Genomic DNA, 17888 nt, shown 5'->3' on the forward strand with positions numbered 1-17888 from the left:
CATAATATGTCACAAACACCAGAAATCAATCGCTACAGTAAAACTTTTACACAAGACCCAACACAACCGGCTGCACAAGCAATGTTGTACGGAATTGGTTTAACTAAAGCAGATATGGATAAAGCTCAGGTTGGTATTGCCAGCATGGGATATGATGGAAACACCTGCAACATGCATTTAAATGATTTAGCCAAAATCGTTAAAGATGGTGTATGGAAAAATGACATGGTCGGTTTAACATTCAGCACTATTGGTGTTAGTGATGGTATGTCTAACGGAACAGATGGAATGCGTTATTCCTTAGTTTCAAGAGATGTTATTGCCGATTCAATTGAGACCATTTGTGGTGGGCAATACTACGATGGATTGATCACTATACCTGGCTGCGACAAAAATATGCCGGGATCTATCATGGCAATGGGCCGTTTAAATCGCCCTTCTATCATGGTTTACGGTGGAAGTATCCACTCTGGGAACTACAAGGGTAAAGCATTAAACATTGTGTCTGCTTTTGAGGCATTGGGTCAAAAACTTGCAGGTAACTTAGAAGAAGAGGATTTTCAGGGTGTAATCAGAAATGCTTGTCCTGGTGCAGGTGCTTGCGGAGGTATGTATACAGCTAACACTATGGCTTCTGCTATTGAAGCGTTAGGTATGAGTTTGCCTTACAGCTCCTCATATCCTGCATTAAGCGAAGAAAAAAGAAATGAATGCTTAGAAGCCGGTAAAGCAATTAGAATTCTATTGGAAAGAAATATCCTTCCTTCAGATATCATGACAGAAAGGTCATTCCACAATGCTATCGTTACTGTTATGGTTTTAGGTGGTTCTACCAATGCAGTATTGCACTTAATTGCAATGGCTAAATCGGTAGGCTTAAATTTACAACTTAGTGATTTCCAAAAAATCAGCGACAGCACTCCGGTACTTGGTGATCTAAAACCAAGCGGAACTTACCTGATGGAAGATCTGCATGAAATTGGCGGTGTACCTGCGGTTTTAAAGTACCTGATAAAAGTTGGTTTAGTTCATGGCGACTGTATCACTGTTACTGGTAAAACATTGGCAGAAAACGTAGCAGATGCTGTAGATCTTGACTTCGATAAACAAAAAATTATATTCCCTGTAACAGAACCGATTAAAGAAACCGGTCACTTACAAATGCTTTACGGGAACCTTGCAACTAAAGGTGCTGTAGCTAAAATCAGTGGTAAAGAAGGCGAAAAATTTGTAGGCCCTGCCCGCGTGTTTGACGGAGAGCAGAAGCTGATTGCAGGAATTCAAAGTGGAAAAGTAAAGAGCGGAGACGTAGTAGTAATCAGACAGGTTGGTCCTAAAGGAGCTCCGGGTATGCCTGAAATGCTAAAGCCAACTTCGGTTATTATAGGTGCAGGATTAGGTAAAACTGTGGCTTTAATTACAGATGGTCGTTTTTCGGGTGGTACTCATGGTTTTGTAGTAGGCCACATCACTCCTGAAGCATGGGATGGCGGAAACATCGCATTAGTTCATGATGATGACATCATCACTATTGATGCAGTAAACAATTCAATTGATGTTCATTTAACTGAAGAGCAGCTGGCTACCCGCCGAGCGGTTTGGAAACAGTTGCCACCACCCGTCACAAAAGGAGTGCTCTATAAATACCTTAAACAAGTAAGCAATGCCAGCGAAGGCTGCGTTACTGATGCCTACAATGATTAATTAATTAGAAAACCTATACCCTAAACATACAACAATGGATACAGCACACGAGGAAACAACAACCTTAACAGAACCTAAAAAAACAACAACTGTTTCAGGCTCTGTGGCTTTATTGGAAGGATTAATAGCTGAGGGTACCGATACCATTTTTGGTTACCCGGGCGGCGCCATCATGCCAATTTATGATGCGCTATACGATTACAAAGAAAAATTACAACATATTCTAGTACGTCATGAGCAAGGCGGCACACACGCTGGCCAGGGTTATGCACGTACTTCAGGCAAAGTCGGTGTTGTTTTTGCAACCAGCGGTCCTGGCGCAACAAACCTGGTAACAGGTTTGGCTGATGCTCAGATAGACAGTACTCCTATGGTTTGCATCACAGGCCAGGTTTTTGCACACCTTTTAGGAACAGATGCTTTCCAGGAAACTGATGTAATTAACATCACCACTCCGGTTACAAAATGGAACTATCAGGTAACTGATGCCAATGAAATTCCTAGTGTTCTTGCAAAAGCTTTTTATATCGCACGCAGTGGAAGACCAGGTCCGGTTTTAATTGACATTACCAAAAATGCGCAGTTACAAATGTTCGAATACGAAGGATATACTCCTTGCGAACACATCCGTAGCTACCGCCCTAAACCTTTGATCAGAAAAGAATATATTGAGGAGGCTGCAGCGTTAATTAACGGAGCAAAAAAACCTTTCATCCTATTCGGACAAGGTGTTTTATTAGGTAATGCAGAACAAGAATTTAAAGCTTTTGTAGAGAAAAGCGGTATTCCGGCAGCATGGACAATACTAGGTGCCGGTGCCATCCCTACAGATCATCCGTTAAATGTTGGTATGCTTGGTATGCATGGTAACTATGGCCCTAACGTACAAACTAACGCTTGCGATGTTTTAATTGCAATAGGAATGCGTTTCGACGACCGTGTTACAGGCCGCTTAGATAAGTATGCAAAACAGGCAAAGGTTATCCATTTGGATATTGACCCGGCCGAAATTGATAAAAACGTAAAAGCAGACGTTCCTGTTTGGGGCGATTGTAAAGAAACTTTACCATTGTTAACTGCTTTGGTTGATCAGAAATCGCATACCGAATGGGTAGAGGAATTCAGGGCTTTTGATAAAACTGAGCAAGAAACCGTAATACAAAAAGAACTAAACCCGGAAAGCGGAGAGCTTACCATGGGCGAGGTTATCAATAAATTAAATGAGCTGACCAAAGGTGATGCTGTTATTGTTACCGATGTTGGCCAACATCAAATGGTTGCTTGCCGCTATGCCAAGTTTAACCAAACAAGAAGCAATATTACCAGCGGTGGTTTAGGTACTATGGGCTTTGGTTTACCGGCTGCAATTGGTGCTAAATTCGGTGCTCCGGAGCGTACAGTAGTTGCCATTATTGGTGATGGTGGTTTCCAGATGACTTGCCAGGAATTAGGAACCATTATGCAAAGTGGCATCGACGTTAAAATCATGATTTTGAACAACAGATTCTTGGGAATGGTTCGTCAGTGGCAGCAGTTATTCCACGAAAAACGTTATTCTTTTGTAGACATTACCAGTCCTGATTTTGTAAAACTTGCTGATTCTTACTACATCGCAGGCAAAAAAGTTTCAGAGCGTGAAGACCTTGTTGCAGCATTACAAGAAATGTTAGACCACAAAGGTTCTTACCTTTTAGAAGTAATGGTTGCCAAAGAACATAATGTGTTCCCTATGGTTCCACAAGGAAGTAGTGTAAGCGAAATCAGACTTAAATAATTAAAGATCATGAGCAATTCCAACGATATAGAAATAACCGGAAAACAGGAATTTACGATTACTGCATATACCGAAAATAGAATCGGCATACTTAACCGTATAGCCATCATCTTCTCCAGAAGAAAAATTAACATTGAAAGTTTAAACACCTCTCCTTCAGAAATTGAACACATTCACCGTTTCAATATTCTGATCCATGAAACGGAAGAGGTGGTTCGTAAACTGGCCCGTCAGATAGAAAAGCAGGTAGAGGTATTGAAAGTATATTACAATACTAACGAAGACATCATCTGGCAGGAAATGGCTTTGTATAAAGTGCCTACTGATACGATTGCAGAAAAAGTATCGGTAGAGCGTTTGCTTCGCGAATATGGCGCAAGAGCAGTAGTGATCCGTAAAGACTATACTGTTTTTGAAACCACCGGACACAGAGAAGAAACTGATAAACTGATTGAGGTGCTACAACCTCACGGACTAATTGAGTTTGTAAGAAGTGCAAGGGTTGCCATTATTAAAGACAGTGAAGGTTTTAACCGCAAGCTTAGAGAATTTGAGCGCAGAGAACCAGGCGAGGATGTGATTGAAAATGAATTCCTTGATAAAGAGAAGAATGTATTTAGCATGTAATTCATAGCAGGCGAATAGGCATTACAGAACTAATAAAATGGAAAACACTCTTTTTAAAACGATTATACAAACCAGGAAAAACTTTATTGAGTTGATAGAAACATCAACGATTGAAGAGGTAAATGAGGTGCCCGCAGGCTTTAACAACAATATAATTTGGAACTTTGGCCATATTATAAGCAGTCAGCAGATACTTTGTTATAAACTGGCCAATGTTGCCCCTGTTATAGAGGCTCAGTATATTCTGGATTATCAAAAAGGAACAAAGCCGGAAAAGTTCATTGAAGCCGAAGAAATAAACATTTTAAAAGACCTGGCGCTTAGCACTATTGATAAGCTGGCAGAAGATCTGAACAACAATGTTTTTGTAAGTTACAATGTGCGTACTACAAGCTATGGAATAGAACTAAAAAGCACAATTGAAGCAGTACAGTTTTTTCCGATACATGATGCTTACCACTATGGCTGTGCATCATCGATTAAGAAAGCATTAAATAAAAAGTAAATAAGAACCTTATAACAAAAAACCGATAAAACGATGTCAAATTATTTTAACACATTACCTCTTAGAGAAAAATTAAACCAATTAGGTGTTTGCGATTTCATGGACAGTTCAGAATTTCTTGATGGCGTAAATGCACTAAAAGGAAAAAAACTGGTAATTGTAGGTTGTGGAGCACAAGGCCTTAACCAAGGTTTAAATTTAAGAGATAGTGGTTTAAATGTTGCCTATACTTTAAGAAAAGAAGCTATTGAAGGCAAAAGAGATTCATGGAAAAATGCTACAGAAAACAACTTTACTGTTGGCACTTACGAAGAATTAATTCCTACAGCTGATGTAGTAATTAACCTTACTCCTGACAAACAACATACTGCAGTTGTAACTGCAATTATGCCGCTAATGAAACAAGGTGCTACTTTATTGTACTCGCACGGTTTTAACATTGTGGAAGAAGGAATGCAGATCCGTAAAGATATTACGGTGATCATGGTAGCACCTAAATGCCCGGGAAGTGAAGTAAGAGCTGAGTATGTAAGAGGTTTTGGTGTACCTACCCTAATCGCTGTACACCCTGAGAACGATCCGGAAGGAAAAGGTTTAGCACAAGCTAAAGCTTACTGCGTTGGAACTGGTGGCCACAGAGCTGGTGTTTTAAAATCATCTTTTGTTGCTGAAGTAAAATCAGATTTAATGGGCGAGCAAACTATCCTTTGTGGTTTGTTACAAACTGGCTCAATCCTTTCATTCGACAAAATGATTGAAAAAGGAATCGATGCTGGTTATGCTTCTAAACTTGTTCAGTACGGTGTTGAAGTAATTACTGAAGCATTAAAACATGGCGGTGTTTCTGGCATGATGGACAGATTAAGCAATGTAGCTAAAGTTAAAGCTTTTGAAATTTCAGAAGAATTGAAAGACATTATGCGTCCGCTATTCCAAAAACATCAGGATGATATCATGAGCGGTGAATTTAGCCGTACAATGATGGAAGACTGGGCTGCTGGTGACAAAAACTTATTGGCATGGCGTGCAGCTACAGGAGAAACTGCTTTTGAAAAAACTCCTGCCGGCGATGTAAAAATCGGCGAACAAGAATATTTTGACAACTATACTTTAATGGTTGCTTTTGTTAGAGCAGGTGTTGAATTGGCTTTCGAAACAATGGTTCAGGCTGGTATTAAACCAGAATCAGCTTACTATGAGTCGTTACACGAAACACCACTTATTGCCAATACCATTGCGCGTAAAAAGTTATTCGAAATGAATCGTGTGATCTCTGACACTGCTGAATATGGTTGTTACTTATTTGATTATGCTTGTAAACCTTTACTAGCTGATTTCATGACTAAAGTAGATACCGATTTAGTAGGTAAAAACTTTAACGAAGGTAAAGATGGTTCGGTTGATAACAGAACGTTAATTGCAATTAATGAGGCGCTTCGTTCTCATGAAGTTGAAATAGTTGGCGCTAGATTAAGAAAAGCGATGACTGCAATGAAATCTATAAAAACAGCATAATAATATTAAATGTCACAGCCCGTCGTCCATATCACAAAACTAAATTTAAAGTATCGGCACAAACCCGTGTTAATGGATTTGAACTGGACTATAAATCGTAACGAGAATTGGTTGTTGTGTGGAACAAGCGGGAGTGGCAAAACATCATTAGCTAAAGCTATGGCCGGTATAGGCCATAGCTACAGTAATATTGAAATCAACTTTAATCCTCAAAGCAGTTTACCTGCTATGGCCTATTATGTGGCCAATTGGTTTCAATTTAAAGACTTGGAAGGCCAGTCTAATTTCTATTATCAGCAGCGTTACAATAAGCAATCAACAGAAACTACAGCCACAGTAAAAGCTGAATTGGAAAGTTTCGGCAAAAAACATTCACTTTCAATTCATGAAGTAGATAGGGTTCTAGCCGCACTAGGGTTTTCGGAATTAAAATACTCCACACTTATCCAGTTATCCAGCGGAGAACATAAAAAATTACAATTGGTTAAGGCCTTATGGTTAAAACCGCAGTTGTTAATACTTGATCTTCCTTACAACGGATTGGATGTACTTTCCCGTAAAAACTTAAACGCTTTACTTGAAGAAATTTCTGAAGTAGGAACACAGTTGATCTTAATCAGCAACGAAGCCGAGCTACCTGGCTGCATCAATCGCATTGCGACAATTGAGGAAGGCAAATTAGTCGAAATTTCTGGTGATGAACGTACCTGGAATGATATAGAAGCGTCTGATAAACCTGTTCCTACATTTTTGAGTGAATCGGTTGTAAATGCTTCATCTGCAGAGATCATTAGAATGATCAATGTAAATATCAGCTACGGCGAAAAACAGGTGTTAAAAAACATCAACTGGGAAGTTAAAGCGGGTGAAAAATGGGTGTTGCATGGCCATAACGGCTCTGGAAAATCAACTTTGTTAAGTTTAATCTGTGGCGATCATCCTCAGGCATACGCCAATGATTTTCATTTATTTGGAAACAAAAGAGGAAGCGGAGAAAGCATCTGGGAGATTAAAGAACGAATTGGTTTAATATCACCAGAATTGCACTGGTATTTTGATCCTTCAGCAACTGTTTGGCAAAGTATTGTTTCTGGCTTTTATGATAGTTCAGGCTTATTTTGTGATCCGGGATATTCAAAAAAGGCTAAAACCGATGAATTAATTCATTATTTCGGCCTGGATGAATATAAAAATACCTTGATGAACGAACTTCCTCTTGGTAAACAAAGACTGGCATTATTGGCCCGTACCATTGTAAAAAACCCGGAGCTATTGATATTGGATGAACCTTGCCAGGGATTAGACCAGCAACAAACATTGCATTTTAACAAACTGGTAGATGAATTGTGCAAAAATGGTACAACATTGATTTATGTTGGTCATTTTGAATCACAGATACCGGGCTGTATTGAGAAAAGAATTTTATTAGAAAACGGTGAAGTAAAATCCGTCGAAACCTTATTAGAGAGCGTACTATGAAGAAGAATATCTTAGTAATACCCGGCGATGGCATCGGGCCTGAAGTAACCACATGGGGGAAAGCCATTTTAGAACAAATAGCCGAAGATTTTGGCCATGAGTTTACCTTTGACGAAGCTTTAATGGGTCATGCTGCTATTGAAGCAACAGGCAGCCCATTGCCAGATGAGACCCTGGAAAAAGCCAAACAAAGTGATGCAATCCTCTTTGGAGCTGTAGGGCATGCCTTGTATGATAACGATCCTTCGCTTAAAGTACGCCCGGAGCAAGGTTTACTTAAGATCCGTAAAGAATTGGGTCTTTATGCCAACCTACGCCCTATTTTATTGTTTGATGAATTGTTAAATGCATCAAGCATTAAACCAAGTATACTAAAGGGTACAGATATTTTATTTTTCAGAGAGCTGACAGGCGACGTTTATTTCGGAGAGAAAACACTTTCTGAGGATAGAAATACCGCGTCGGATTTAATGATCTATCACCGATACGAAATAGAACGAATAGCACACAAAGCTTTTCAGGCTGCAATGCAGCGTAACAAAAGGTTATGTTCGGTAGATAAAGCTAACGTACTTGAAAGCTCCAGGTTATGGAGGGCAACCGTACAGGCTATCGCTAAAGAATACCCTGAGGTTGAAACCGAACATATGTTTATAGACAATGCCGCAATGCAACTGATCAAAGATCCTAAGCGCTTTGACGTAGTACTAACTGCCAATTTATTTGGTGATATCCTTACAGATGAAGCTTCGCAGATTGCAGGCTCAATGGGGATGTTAGCCTCGGCCTCAATTGGTGATGGTACTGGTTTCTTTGAACCAATTCATGGCTCTGCACATGATATCACCGGGAAAGACCTGGCCAACCCGCTGGCTTCTATCCTATCCGTAGCGTTAATGCTCGAAATAGGTTTTGGACTAAAAGAAGAAGCCAAAACAGTAGTTGCTGCAGTTGACAAAGTACTCAAAGAAGGCTTCAGAACTAATGACATTGCCGACGGCACCACAAATCCTTATAAAGTATTAGGTACTAAGGAAATGGGTAAACTCGTCTTAAAATATATTACACAAAAAACCTATACTAACTAAAAACGAAAATTATGTTACACGATCCAAATAGAGTTTATGTGTTTGACACCACGTTGCGTGATGGTGAACAAGTGCCGGGTTGTCAATTAACAACCCCAGAGAAAATAGAAATTGCCAAAGAATTGGAAGCTCTTGGCGTGGATATTATTGAAGCAGGTTTTCCTATTTCAAGTCCAGGTGATTTCCAAAGCGTTGTAGAGCTTTCTAAAGCGGTATCTGAGCCGATCATTTGTGCACTTACACGTGCAAATAAAGGTGATATTGATTCTGCTGTTGCTGCATTGAAATTTGCAAAACGTCCGCGAATCCATACTGGTATCGGCTCGTCTGATATGCACATCAAACATAAATTTAACAGTACAAGAGAAGATATTTTAGCACGTGCAGTTGAAGCCGTTAAATATGCCAAGCAATTTGTAGAGGATATTGAATTCTATGCAGAAGATGCTGGTCGTGCCGATGTACATTTTCTTGCCCAGATGGTAGAAGCGGTTATTGCAGCCGGCGCTACTGTAGTAAACATACCAGATACAAATGGTTATTGCCTACCAGATCAGTACGGAAGCAAAATCAAGTTTTTGAAAGAGAACGTAAAAAACATTGACAATGCCATTATATCTGTGCATTGCCATAATGATTTAGGTTTAGCTACCGCAAATTCAATTGCAGGCTTACAAAACGGTGCCCGTCAAATTGAAGGTACTATTAATGGTATCGGAGAACGTGCAGGTAACACCTCTATTGAAGAGGTCGTCATGATTTTAAAAACGCACCAGACATTAGGTTTGCATACCAACATCAACACTAAAAACTTTTATGAGTTGAGCCGTATGGTAAGTTCGCAAATGCGCATGCCGGTACAACCAAATAAAGCAATTGTTGGAAGCAATGCCTTTGCACACAGCTCAGGTATCCACCAGGATGGTTTCTTAAAAAACCGCGAAAATTACGAAATTATACGCCCGGAAGATGTTGGTTTCCCTGATGCAAGTATTGTACTTACCGCACGCAGTGGCCGGCATGCTTTAAAGTTCCATTTGGAGCGCTTAGGCTTTAATTTAAGTAAAGAAGAATTGGGCGAAGCCTACCATCGCTTCCTTACAGTGGCAGATAGTAAATTAGATATTAATGATGATGATCTTTTGTTAATGATGGGCAAGCAACAATTAGCTTAACCTTTATCTCACAAAAAGAATTCATAATAAAAAAAGAAAAAAATGAGCAAAACATTATTTGATAAGGTGTGGGACACTCACGTGGTACGTAAAATAGAAGGTGGCCCCGATGTGCTTTTTATTGATCGCCACCTTATCCACGAAGTTACCAGCCCTGTTGCCTTTTTAGGTTTAAAAAGCAGAGGAATAAAAGTTTTATACCCTGAACGTACATTTGCTACGGCAGATCATAACACCCCAACAATTAACCAGCATTTGCCGGTTGCAGATCCGCTTTCGGCTAACCAGTTAAAGGCATTAGAGTCTAACTCTAATGAATATGGTATCAGCCACTGGGGACTAGGCCATCAAAAAAATGGTATCGTACACGTTGTAGGTCCTGAGTATGGAATCACACAACCGGGTGCTACTATTGTTTGTGGCGATTCACATACATCTACGCATGGTGCTTTTGGTGCTATCGCTTTTGGTATTGGTACTTCTGAAGTAGAAATGGTACTTTCTACACAGTGCATTATGCAGCCAAAACCTAAAAAAATGCGCATCAATGTTAATGGTAAATTAGGTGTAGGTGTTACGCCTAAAGATGTTGCATTGTTCATCATCTCTCAGCTTACAACTTCTGGCGCAACCGGATATTTTGTTGAATATGCTGGTGATGTTTTTGAAAACATGACTATGGAAGGCCGTATGACGGTTTGTAACCTAAGTATTGAAATGGGTGCCCGTGGCGGTATGATCGCTCCTGATGAAACTACTATCAATTACGTAAAAGGTCGTGAGTTTAGCCCTAAAGGCGAAGCGTGGGATAGAGCATTAGCGTATTACAAAACGTTAAAAACTGATGCCGATGCTGTTTTTGATAAAGAATTGACTTTCGACGGTTCTTCAATTGAGCCAATGATCACATATGGTACAAACCCTGGAATGGGAATGGGAATTTCTCATGATATCCCTGACGCTGCTCACGCAGAAGGTGGTGCTGCAACCTATGCTAAATCATTAGGTTATATGGGCTTCTCTGAAGGCGAATCTATGATCGGTAAGAAAATAGATTTCGTTTTTGTTGGTAGCTGTACCAATGGACGTATCGAAGATTTCAGAGCATTTACTTCTATCGTAAAAGGCAGACATAAAGCTGACGATGTAACCGTTTGGTTGGTTCCGGGTTCTCATATTGTTGAGGCTCAAATCAAAGAAGAAGGCTTACTGGATATTTTAACCGAAGCTGGCTTTGAATTACGCCAACCTGGTTGTTCTGCATGTTTAGCAATGAACGACGATAAGATACCTGCTGGAAAATATGCGGTAAGTACCTCGAACAGAAATTTTGAAGGAAGACAAGGTCCTGGTTCAAGAACTATGTTAGCCAGTCCGCTAGTTGCTGCAGCTGCAGCTGTTACCGGCGTGGTTACAGACCCAAGAACATTAATTGAAGAACTTGTCTAAACACACTTAAAAGATTAAAATGGCCTACGATAAATTTAATATACTAAAAAGCACCGCGGTTCCACTTCCAATAGAAAATGTGGATACCGATCAGTTAATTCCTGCACGCTTTTTAAAAGCTACAGAACGCGTTGGGTTTGGCGACAACCTTTTCCGCGACTGGAGATATAACCCAGATAATACACCCAAAAAAGACTTTGTATTAAACAACCCTGTTTACAGTGGTAAAATACTTGTTGGTGGTAAAAACTTTGGTTCAGGCTCATCAAGAGAGCATGCTGCCTGGGCGGTTTATGATTATGGATTCAGATGTGTAGTATCAAGCTTTTTTGCTGATATCTTCAGAAACAACTGCCTAAACATTGGTGTATTACCAGTTCAGGTTAGTCCCGAGTTTTCTGAAAAGATCTTTGCTGCAATTTTTGCTGATCCTAATACAGAACTGGAAGTAAACTTACCGGAACAAACCATTACGCTTTTAGCAACAGGTGAAAAAGAGAAATTCGAAATCAGTTCGTATAAAAAAGACAATATGCTGAATGGTTTTGATGACATCGACTACCTGCAAAGCATAAAACCGGAAATCGAAGAGTTTGCGTTGCAGCTTCCTCTTTAAGAAATTACCCGTCATCCTGAGCTATTGCCTGTCGTGAGACTAAGCATTAAAAAAAGTAATGATGACAAATAATCGTCATGCTATAGCACACCTATAGCACCCCTCGTCATCGCGACGATGACGGATAATTAGTATAAAAAAAGTAAGACCCGATACATGGAAAGAAGGAAAATAGAGATAATGGATACTACACTCCGCGATGGAGAACAAACATCGGGTGTGTCTTTTTCCATTTCAGAAAAGTTAACCATAGCCCAGTTATTATTGGAAGAACTCCATGTTGACCGGGCTGAAATTGCTTCTGCACGTGTATCTGACGGAGAGTTTCAGGCAGTAAAAGCAGTTTTAAATTGGGCGGAAGCAAACGGATATGCAGATCGTATAGAAGTATTATCTTTTGTAGACAACGGTGTTTCTATCGACTGGATGTTAAAAGCAGGTGTTAAAGTTCAGAACCTGCTCACCAAAGGTTCTCTAAACCATTTAACGCACCAGCTTAAAAAAACACCAGAACAACATTTTGCAGAAATTAAGCATGTTATTGATCTGGCAATTGCCAACAACATCGCCACCAATGTTTATTTAGAAGATTGGAGTAATGGCATGCGTAACTCTCCGGAGTATGTGCTTCAATATTTAGATTTTCTGACTACACAGCCCATAAAAAGAATATTATTACCGGATACACTGGGCATTTTAACACCTGGCGAAACCTTTAAATTTATTACTGAGCTTAAATCAAAATATCCGGATACCCATTTCGATTTCCACGCACATAACGATTATGACCTTGGTACAGCCAATGTATTAGAATCTGTAAAAGCTGGAATAAGTGGTTTGCATTTAACAGTAAACGGGATGGGCGAAAGAGCAGGAAATGCAGCAATGGCTAGTGCTATTGCCGTAATTAATGATTTTGCGCCTGAGGTTGAAGTACAACTTAGAGAATCTTCGATTTATAAAGTTAGCAAGCTGGTTGAAACATTTTCGGGTGTTAGGATCCCTTCAAACAAACCGATTGTTGGCGATAATGTATTTACCCAAACAGCCGGAATTCATGCTGATGGGGACAATAAAAATAACCTGTACTTTAACGATCTCCTACCTGAACGTTTCGGCAGAAAACGCAGTTATGCATTAGGAAAAACTTCCGGCAAAGCCAATATTGAAAAAAACCTGCAAGAATTAGGCTTAAAACTAAACGATGCCGACCTGAAGAAAGTTACTCAAAGAGTTATTGAATTAGGCGACAAAAAAGAAACCGTAACCAAAGAAGATCTTCCTTACATCATTTCGGACGTGTTGGACAGCAGCCTTTATGAAGAAAAGGTTATTGTAGAATCGTATGTATTGATGAATGCAATGGGCTTACGTCCATCTGCTACTATCTCTGTAGTAATTGAAGGGGAAAAGTTCGAAGAGAATGCGCAAGGCGATGGTCAGTTTGATGCGTTTATGAATGCATTAACAAGGGTTTATGCAAAAAAAGAAAGGAGCTTACCAAAGCTGATTGATTATGCTGTAAGGATAGCGCCCGGAAGTAATTCTGACGCTTTATGTGAAACAATTATTACCTGGGAAACCGAACAGAAAGTATTTATAACCAGAGGCCTTGATTCAGATCAGACAGTGTGTGCGATTAAAGCTACCCAGAAAATGTTGAACATTATTTAAAGGTAAATTAGCATCACAAATAAAAACTGGTTATAATTAAAGAAATATTAAAAAACACAACTAAAAATATATGAAACTTAATATCGCTCTTTTAGCGGGAGACGGAATTGGACCTGAGGTTATTGATCAGGCAGTTAAAGTATCAAATGCTGTAGCACAAAAATTTAATCACGAAATTGTATGGACTTCTGCCCTAACCGGCGCTGCTGCAATTGATGCTGTTGGCGAACCTTATCCAGATGCAACACACGATATCTGCATGGCAGCTGATGCTGTTTTGTTTGGTGCTATTGGTCATCCACGTTACGACAACGATCCGAAAGCTACCGTTCGTCCGGAACAAGGACTTCTAAAAATGCGTAAAAAACTGGGCTTATTTGCAAATGTACGCCCAACATTTACTTTCCCATCTTTAATCGATAACTCTCCATTAAAAAGAGAGCGTATAGAAGGTACAGATCTTATTATCCTTCGTGAGTTAACAGGTGGTATTTATTTTGGCGAAAGAGGTAGAAAAGACGATGGCAACACAGCTTTCGATACTTGTACCTATACCAGAGTAGAGGTTCAGCGCCTTGCTAAATTAGGCTTTGAAATGGCGATGGCCCGTGGTAAAAGACTTTGCTGCGTAGATAAAGCAAACGTATTGGAAACATCACGTTTGTGGAGAGAAACCGTACAGGACATGGAAAAAGATTTCCCTGAGGTTACAGTAAGCTACGAATTTGTTGATGCAGTTGCGATGCGTTTGGTGCAATGGCCAAATTCATATGATGTATTGATCACAGAAAACCTATTTGGTGATATTTTAACTGACGAAGCATCTGTAATTTCTGGCTCTATGGGCCTTATGCCATCTGCTTCAATTGGTGTTCATACGTCTTTATTTGAGCCAATTCACGGTTCTTACCCTCAGGCTGCCGGTAAAGACATTGCCAATCCTTTGGCAACCGTATTGTCTGCCGCAATGATGTTTGAAGATGCTTTCGGATTAAAAGAAGAAGCAGAATTGATCAGATCAGTAGTAAACAAATCTCTTGCAGAAGGAATTGTAACTGAAGACCTATCTGGAAAAAATAAAGCATACAAAACCAGCGAAGTTGGTGATTGGTTGGCTAAAAATATATAACAGCTAACCACTTTTTCCTTATCAATTAATTAAAACACTCGTCATCCTGAATTTATTTCAGGGTCCCGCAAATCGCATTCGCAACTTCTAAAGGGGGATCCTGAAATAAATTCAGGATGACGAGCGTTAAATGCTATAGCCCCTTATATATTTCAGAACATGACAGAGAATCCTGTTAAATTAGACTCAAAGGCTGCGTCACAGCGGTTAGCAGATGTTGTAAAACATACCCCACTCATTTACAATTCAAAGTTATCTGAAAAATACGACTGCGAAATATATCTGAAACGTGAGGACCTCCAAATCGTGCGATCGTACAAATTACGCGGTGCTTACAATATGATCAGTCAGCTAACGCCAGAAGAATTGAGCAGAGGGGTTGTTTGCGCAAGTGCTGGTAATCATGCTCAGGGGGTTGCTTTCTCTTGCGATAAGCTGGGTACAAAAGGTGTAATTTTTATGCCTGAAATTACGCCTAGACAAAAAGTAAAACAAACAGAAATGTTTGGGAACGGCAGCGTAGAGCTTGTTTTAGTTGGAGATACTTTTGATGATTGTCTTATGGAGGCGCTGGCCTATACTAAGGAGCACAACATGACTTTTATTCCACCGTTTGATAATTACAGCATTATTGAAGGTCAGGGTACTGTTGGTGTAGAGATATTCGAAGATCTGCCGGGCGTTGAGGTGGTAATTATGCCAATCGGCGGTGGTGGTCTTGCTGCAGGTGTAGGAAGCTATTTAAAAAACGAAAATCCAAATATACAGTTGATAGGTGTTGAGCCTGAAGGCGCCCCGTCTATGTTAAAAGCATTTGAGCATGGTGGCCCCATAACATTACCTGAAATAAACCGTTTTGTTGATGGAGCGTCGGTAAAGCGTGTAGGTAACTTAACTTACGACCTTTGCACAAAGGTGCTAGACAATATGTTACTGGTTGCAGAAGGAAAGATTTGCACCACCATATTAAAACTTTATAATGAGGATGCTATTGTTGTAGAACCAGCAGGAGCATTATCTGTTGCTATTCTGGATGCTTGCAAGGATAAAATAAAAGGAAAAACTGTAGTTTGCGTGGTGAGCGGTGGCAATAACGACATCGAGCGCATGCAGGAAATTAAAGAGAAATCTTTACTTTATGAAGGGCTTAAACATTACTTCATTGTCCGTTTTCCGCAAAGGCCAGGAGCACTTAAGCTTTTTGTGAACAATGTGCTTGGTCCGCATGATGACATTACCCGCTTTGAATTCATTAAAAAAACCAATAAGGAAAATGGCCCTGCTTTGGTTGGTATTGAGCTTACAGATCGCACAGATTATGATGCTTTGGTGCAAAGAATGAAGGAATTTAAGTTTGAAATTATAGAGCTTAACAACGACAAAACACTATTTGAATATTTGGTTTAATCTGATTGCCTTCAGCTAGGAAGTTTTTTTAGTATTTCACACAGCTTAACAATATCTTGTAGAGGTCAAATCAAAAGCATATTTTTGCTCAAAATATCTAATTAATGAAAAAAAATAACGCTCCTACCTCATTATCATTAATGAGGCTTTTCGTTACGTCTATTTTCGCCTTAACAATTTATAGTTCTTGCGAAAAAGGTGAAACACAGTTGGAAAACTCAAAAGAAAACCCGGCGATAACTGAGATTAAAGGTAATTGGTCATTATCTAAGACGAAAACAATTGTCACTAACCAGAATGGTTTGATTCTCTCTCAGGATAGCCTAAATACGACCAAAGGCTATAATGATTACCTTAGTTTTAACACAAATGGATTTAAATTAGGTGATATTACTGTCGGATATGATATAATTAGAGAAAACCAACAAAGCTTTATAACATACCGTCTTTACGAGGTACCTTATAAGCTCAAGTTATCAAAAATTGACGAAAAACTTATTTCGTTGGAAGGTATCGATTCTACATCTGTAAACAAAGTAACTACCGTACTGTATTTCAAAAAAGATAATTAAATGAATGCTCTTAATAAATTAATACTAATCTGCTTTTTCTTAATTGCGGCTAGTAATCTTCATGGTCAAACAACTACCATAGATTTTTCAACCACTCCATATAAAAATAATGGCAATGGGGGTTGGGACCCAAACTATTTTGCTAATGGAGGCTGCCCTCTTTATTATAGATTCGGACCTAACCCACTTCCTTTAAATGGTCACAATATAAGAACAGTAGGATATATGTGGCTTAATCAGGTAGCTATTTCAACTCCTGCGGCCTTAAATATATATGCCACAGGTGGCAGTAATTCCAATATATCAATTGAATACCCATTCAAGGCTAATAAAACCTATGATATTGAAATAAATGGTCTATTGGATCATCAAAGTAGTGTAGGCGCAGGCTATCCACCAGAAAAGTATGTAAATGCAGTTTTTTGGCTAAAATTAGATAATAATCCTGCAATTAGTAGCAATGCTCCAAGTAAATGTGAGCCATCACTTACTCCAGTTGAAAAGATTGTAGATAGATACTCCAAATTAATAGCAGATGGAGATAGAGCTATTAGTTATAGAAAATATAAAGTTAGGTTTGCTACTCTCGAGGCCAAAAATGCTCTAAAAATAACTTACGATCCCTCTCCTGCTGATCCAAATATAGCATTTGATGAAATTTTTAGACTTCAGAATGTCAAAATCACAGAAATGCCATTTGAAGAGTTATACAACGAAATCAAACCTTTTTATAGAAATACTAAACCAGAAACATTGGGACAAAATACTAGGAATAATCCCCTTTACAAAATACCTTATACACCCCCACCTCTTCCACCGAATCCAGAACGTCATCATGTTCATTTTACTGTCGACCCAAGCAAATGGACATCAAATAATAACGGTTTAAGTTATTCCGTATCTGCGAGTGATCTAATCCCTAATTTAAATATCATTAGATTTAATGATCTGGTTATAGAGGGTGATTATCGCAATATCCCGCGCCCAACTCGAACCTTAATTGGGATCCCAGCCTTTTATCAAAATAATAATATAACTTATTCATATGCAAATGGTGACATTATAATAAACTCTACTAACAGTGTTCACACGGCTCCATCAGTTAATATTGATTTCTATGTTACTTATTTTTAGTTAGCTACTTATCTTTTTATTTTATGGCAATAAATTTGCT

15 protein-coding genes are annotated in these 17888 nt (G+C 39.2%); all 15 read left to right on the forward strand.

Annotated elements, in window-relative coordinates; genetic code table 11:
- Positions 1–6 precede the first annotated feature (6 nt).
- The 15 genes from ilvD (at position 7) to HQN86_RS10640 (ending at position 17848) form a co-directional block, all read left to right on the forward strand.
- Positions 7–1704 (forward strand): dihydroxy-acid dehydratase, encoded by a 1698-nt coding sequence (ilvD, locus tag HQN86_RS10570; protein ID WP_172660944.1) that lies wholly within the window; start codon positions 7–9, stop codon positions 1702–1704.
- Between the two features lie 34 nt (positions 1705–1738).
- Positions 1739–3478, forward strand: a complete 1740-nt coding sequence (gene ilvB / locus HQN86_RS10575; RefSeq protein ID WP_172660945.1) for a biosynthetic-type acetolactate synthase large subunit — start codon at positions 1739–1741, stop codon at positions 3476–3478.
- 9 nt (positions 3479–3487) lie between these two features.
- Positions 3488–4105 (forward strand): acetolactate synthase small subunit, encoded by a 618-nt coding sequence (gene ilvN, locus HQN86_RS10580; protein ID WP_172660946.1) that lies wholly within the window; start codon positions 3488–3490, stop codon positions 4103–4105.
- Between the two features lie 37 nt (positions 4106–4142).
- The gene (locus HQN86_RS10585) at positions 4143–4610 is read left to right on the forward strand and encodes a DinB family protein (protein WP_172660947.1); all 468 of its coding nucleotides are present in this window, start codon (positions 4143–4145) and stop codon (positions 4608–4610) included.
- 33 nt (positions 4611–4643) lie between these two features.
- Entirely contained in the window at positions 4644–6125 is a 1482-nt protein-coding gene (ilvC, locus tag HQN86_RS10590; protein WP_048903939.1) for a ketol-acid reductoisomerase, read from the forward strand.
- 72 nt (positions 6126–6197) lie between these two features.
- Positions 6198–7604 carry an ATP-binding cassette domain-containing protein gene (locus HQN86_RS10595; protein ID WP_317171692.1) on the forward strand — a complete coding sequence of 469 codons (1407 nt, stop codon included), beginning with the start codon at positions 6198–6200 and terminating at the stop codon, positions 7602–7604.
- Positions 7601–8692: a 3-isopropylmalate dehydrogenase gene (leuB, locus tag HQN86_RS10600; RefSeq protein ID WP_172660949.1), complete on the forward strand. Its 1092-nt coding sequence runs from the start codon at positions 7601–7603 to the stop codon at positions 8690–8692. Before HQN86_RS10595 ends, leuB (HQN86_RS10600) begins: the two co-directional genes overlap by 4 nt.
- 11 nt (positions 8693–8703) lie before the next feature.
- Positions 8704–9867 carry a 2-isopropylmalate synthase gene (locus HQN86_RS10605; RefSeq protein WP_084498188.1) on the forward strand — a complete coding sequence of 388 codons (1164 nt, stop codon included), beginning with the start codon at positions 8704–8706 and terminating at the stop codon, positions 9865–9867.
- A 42-nt stretch (positions 9868–9909) separates the two neighbouring features.
- Complete coding sequence (leuC, locus tag HQN86_RS10610; RefSeq protein ID WP_048903936.1) at positions 9910–11316, forward strand: 3-isopropylmalate dehydratase large subunit; 1407 nt, start codon at positions 9910–9912, stop codon at positions 11314–11316.
- A 19-nt stretch (positions 11317–11335) separates the two neighbouring features.
- Positions 11336–11932: a 3-isopropylmalate dehydratase small subunit gene (gene leuD / locus HQN86_RS10615; protein ID WP_172660950.1), complete on the forward strand. Its 597-nt coding sequence runs from the start codon at positions 11336–11338 to the stop codon at positions 11930–11932.
- 156 nt (positions 11933–12088) lie between these two features.
- Positions 12089–13606 (forward strand): alpha-isopropylmalate synthase regulatory domain-containing protein, encoded by a 1518-nt coding sequence (locus HQN86_RS10620; protein WP_172660951.1) that lies wholly within the window; start codon positions 12089–12091, stop codon positions 13604–13606.
- Positions 13607–13676: 70 nt separating this feature from the next.
- Positions 13677–14735 (forward strand): 3-isopropylmalate dehydrogenase, encoded by a 1059-nt coding sequence (gene leuB, locus HQN86_RS10625; RefSeq protein ID WP_172660952.1) that lies wholly within the window; start codon positions 13677–13679, stop codon positions 14733–14735.
- Positions 14736–14894: 159 nt separating this feature from the next.
- A complete protein-coding gene (gene ilvA, locus HQN86_RS10630) occupies positions 14895–16142 on the forward strand; it encodes a threonine ammonia-lyase IlvA (protein WP_172660953.1) in 1248 nt (415 codons plus the stop codon).
- Positions 16143–16246: 104 nt separating this feature from the next.
- Positions 16247–16714 carry a hypothetical protein gene (locus HQN86_RS10635; RefSeq protein WP_172660954.1) on the forward strand — a complete coding sequence of 156 codons (468 nt, stop codon included), beginning with the start codon at positions 16247–16249 and terminating at the stop codon, positions 16712–16714.
- Complete coding sequence (locus HQN86_RS10640; protein WP_172660955.1) at positions 16715–17848, forward strand: hypothetical protein; 1134 nt, start codon at positions 16715–16717, stop codon at positions 17846–17848. It begins immediately after the preceding gene.
- Positions 17849–17888 lie beyond the last annotated feature (40 nt).

Origin of the sequence: Pedobacter panaciterrae (assembly GCF_013204795.1) — a bacterium.
In the GTDB taxonomy this organism is placed as follows: Bacteria; Bacteroidota; Bacteroidia; order Sphingobacteriales; family Sphingobacteriaceae; genus Pedobacter; species Pedobacter panaciterrae.

Bases quoted from the DNA above. Each gene is read 5' to 3' on its own strand.
- ilvD (WP_172660944.1), top strand. From the start codon at position 7: ATGTCACAAACACCAGAAATCAATCGCTACAGTAAAACTTTTACACAA.
- ilvB (WP_172660945.1), top strand. From the start codon at position 1,739: ATGGATACAGCACACGAGGAAACAACAACCTTAACAGAACCTAAAAAA.
- ilvN (WP_172660946.1), top strand. From the start codon at position 3,488: ATGAGCAATTCCAACGATATAGAAATAACCGGAAAACAGGAATTTACG.
- HQN86_RS10585 (WP_172660947.1), top strand. From the start codon at position 4,143: ATGGAAAACACTCTTTTTAAAACGATTATACAAACCAGGAAAAACTTT.
- ilvC (WP_048903939.1), top strand. From the start codon at position 4,644: ATGTCAAATTATTTTAACACATTACCTCTTAGAGAAAAATTAAACCAA.
- HQN86_RS10595 (WP_317171692.1), top strand. From the start codon at position 6,198: ATGGATTTGAACTGGACTATAAATCGTAACGAGAATTGGTTGTTGTGT.
- leuB (WP_172660949.1), top strand. From the start codon at position 7,601: ATGAAGAAGAATATCTTAGTAATACCCGGCGATGGCATCGGGCCTGAA.
- HQN86_RS10605 (WP_084498188.1), top strand. From the start codon at position 8,704: ATGTTACACGATCCAAATAGAGTTTATGTGTTTGACACCACGTTGCGT.
- leuC (WP_048903936.1), top strand. From the start codon at position 9,910: ATGAGCAAAACATTATTTGATAAGGTGTGGGACACTCACGTGGTACGT.
- leuD (WP_172660950.1), top strand. From the start codon at position 11,336: ATGGCCTACGATAAATTTAATATACTAAAAAGCACCGCGGTTCCACTT.
- HQN86_RS10620 (WP_172660951.1), top strand. From the start codon at position 12,089: ATGGAAAGAAGGAAAATAGAGATAATGGATACTACACTCCGCGATGGA.
- leuB (WP_172660952.1), top strand. From the start codon at position 13,677: ATGAAACTTAATATCGCTCTTTTAGCGGGAGACGGAATTGGACCTGAG.
- ilvA (WP_172660953.1), top strand. From the start codon at position 14,895: ATGACAGAGAATCCTGTTAAATTAGACTCAAAGGCTGCGTCACAGCGG.
- HQN86_RS10635 (WP_172660954.1), top strand. From the start codon at position 16,247: ATGAAAAAAAATAACGCTCCTACCTCATTATCATTAATGAGGCTTTTC.
- HQN86_RS10640 (WP_172660955.1), top strand. From the start codon at position 16,715: ATGAATGCTCTTAATAAATTAATACTAATCTGCTTTTTCTTAATTGCG.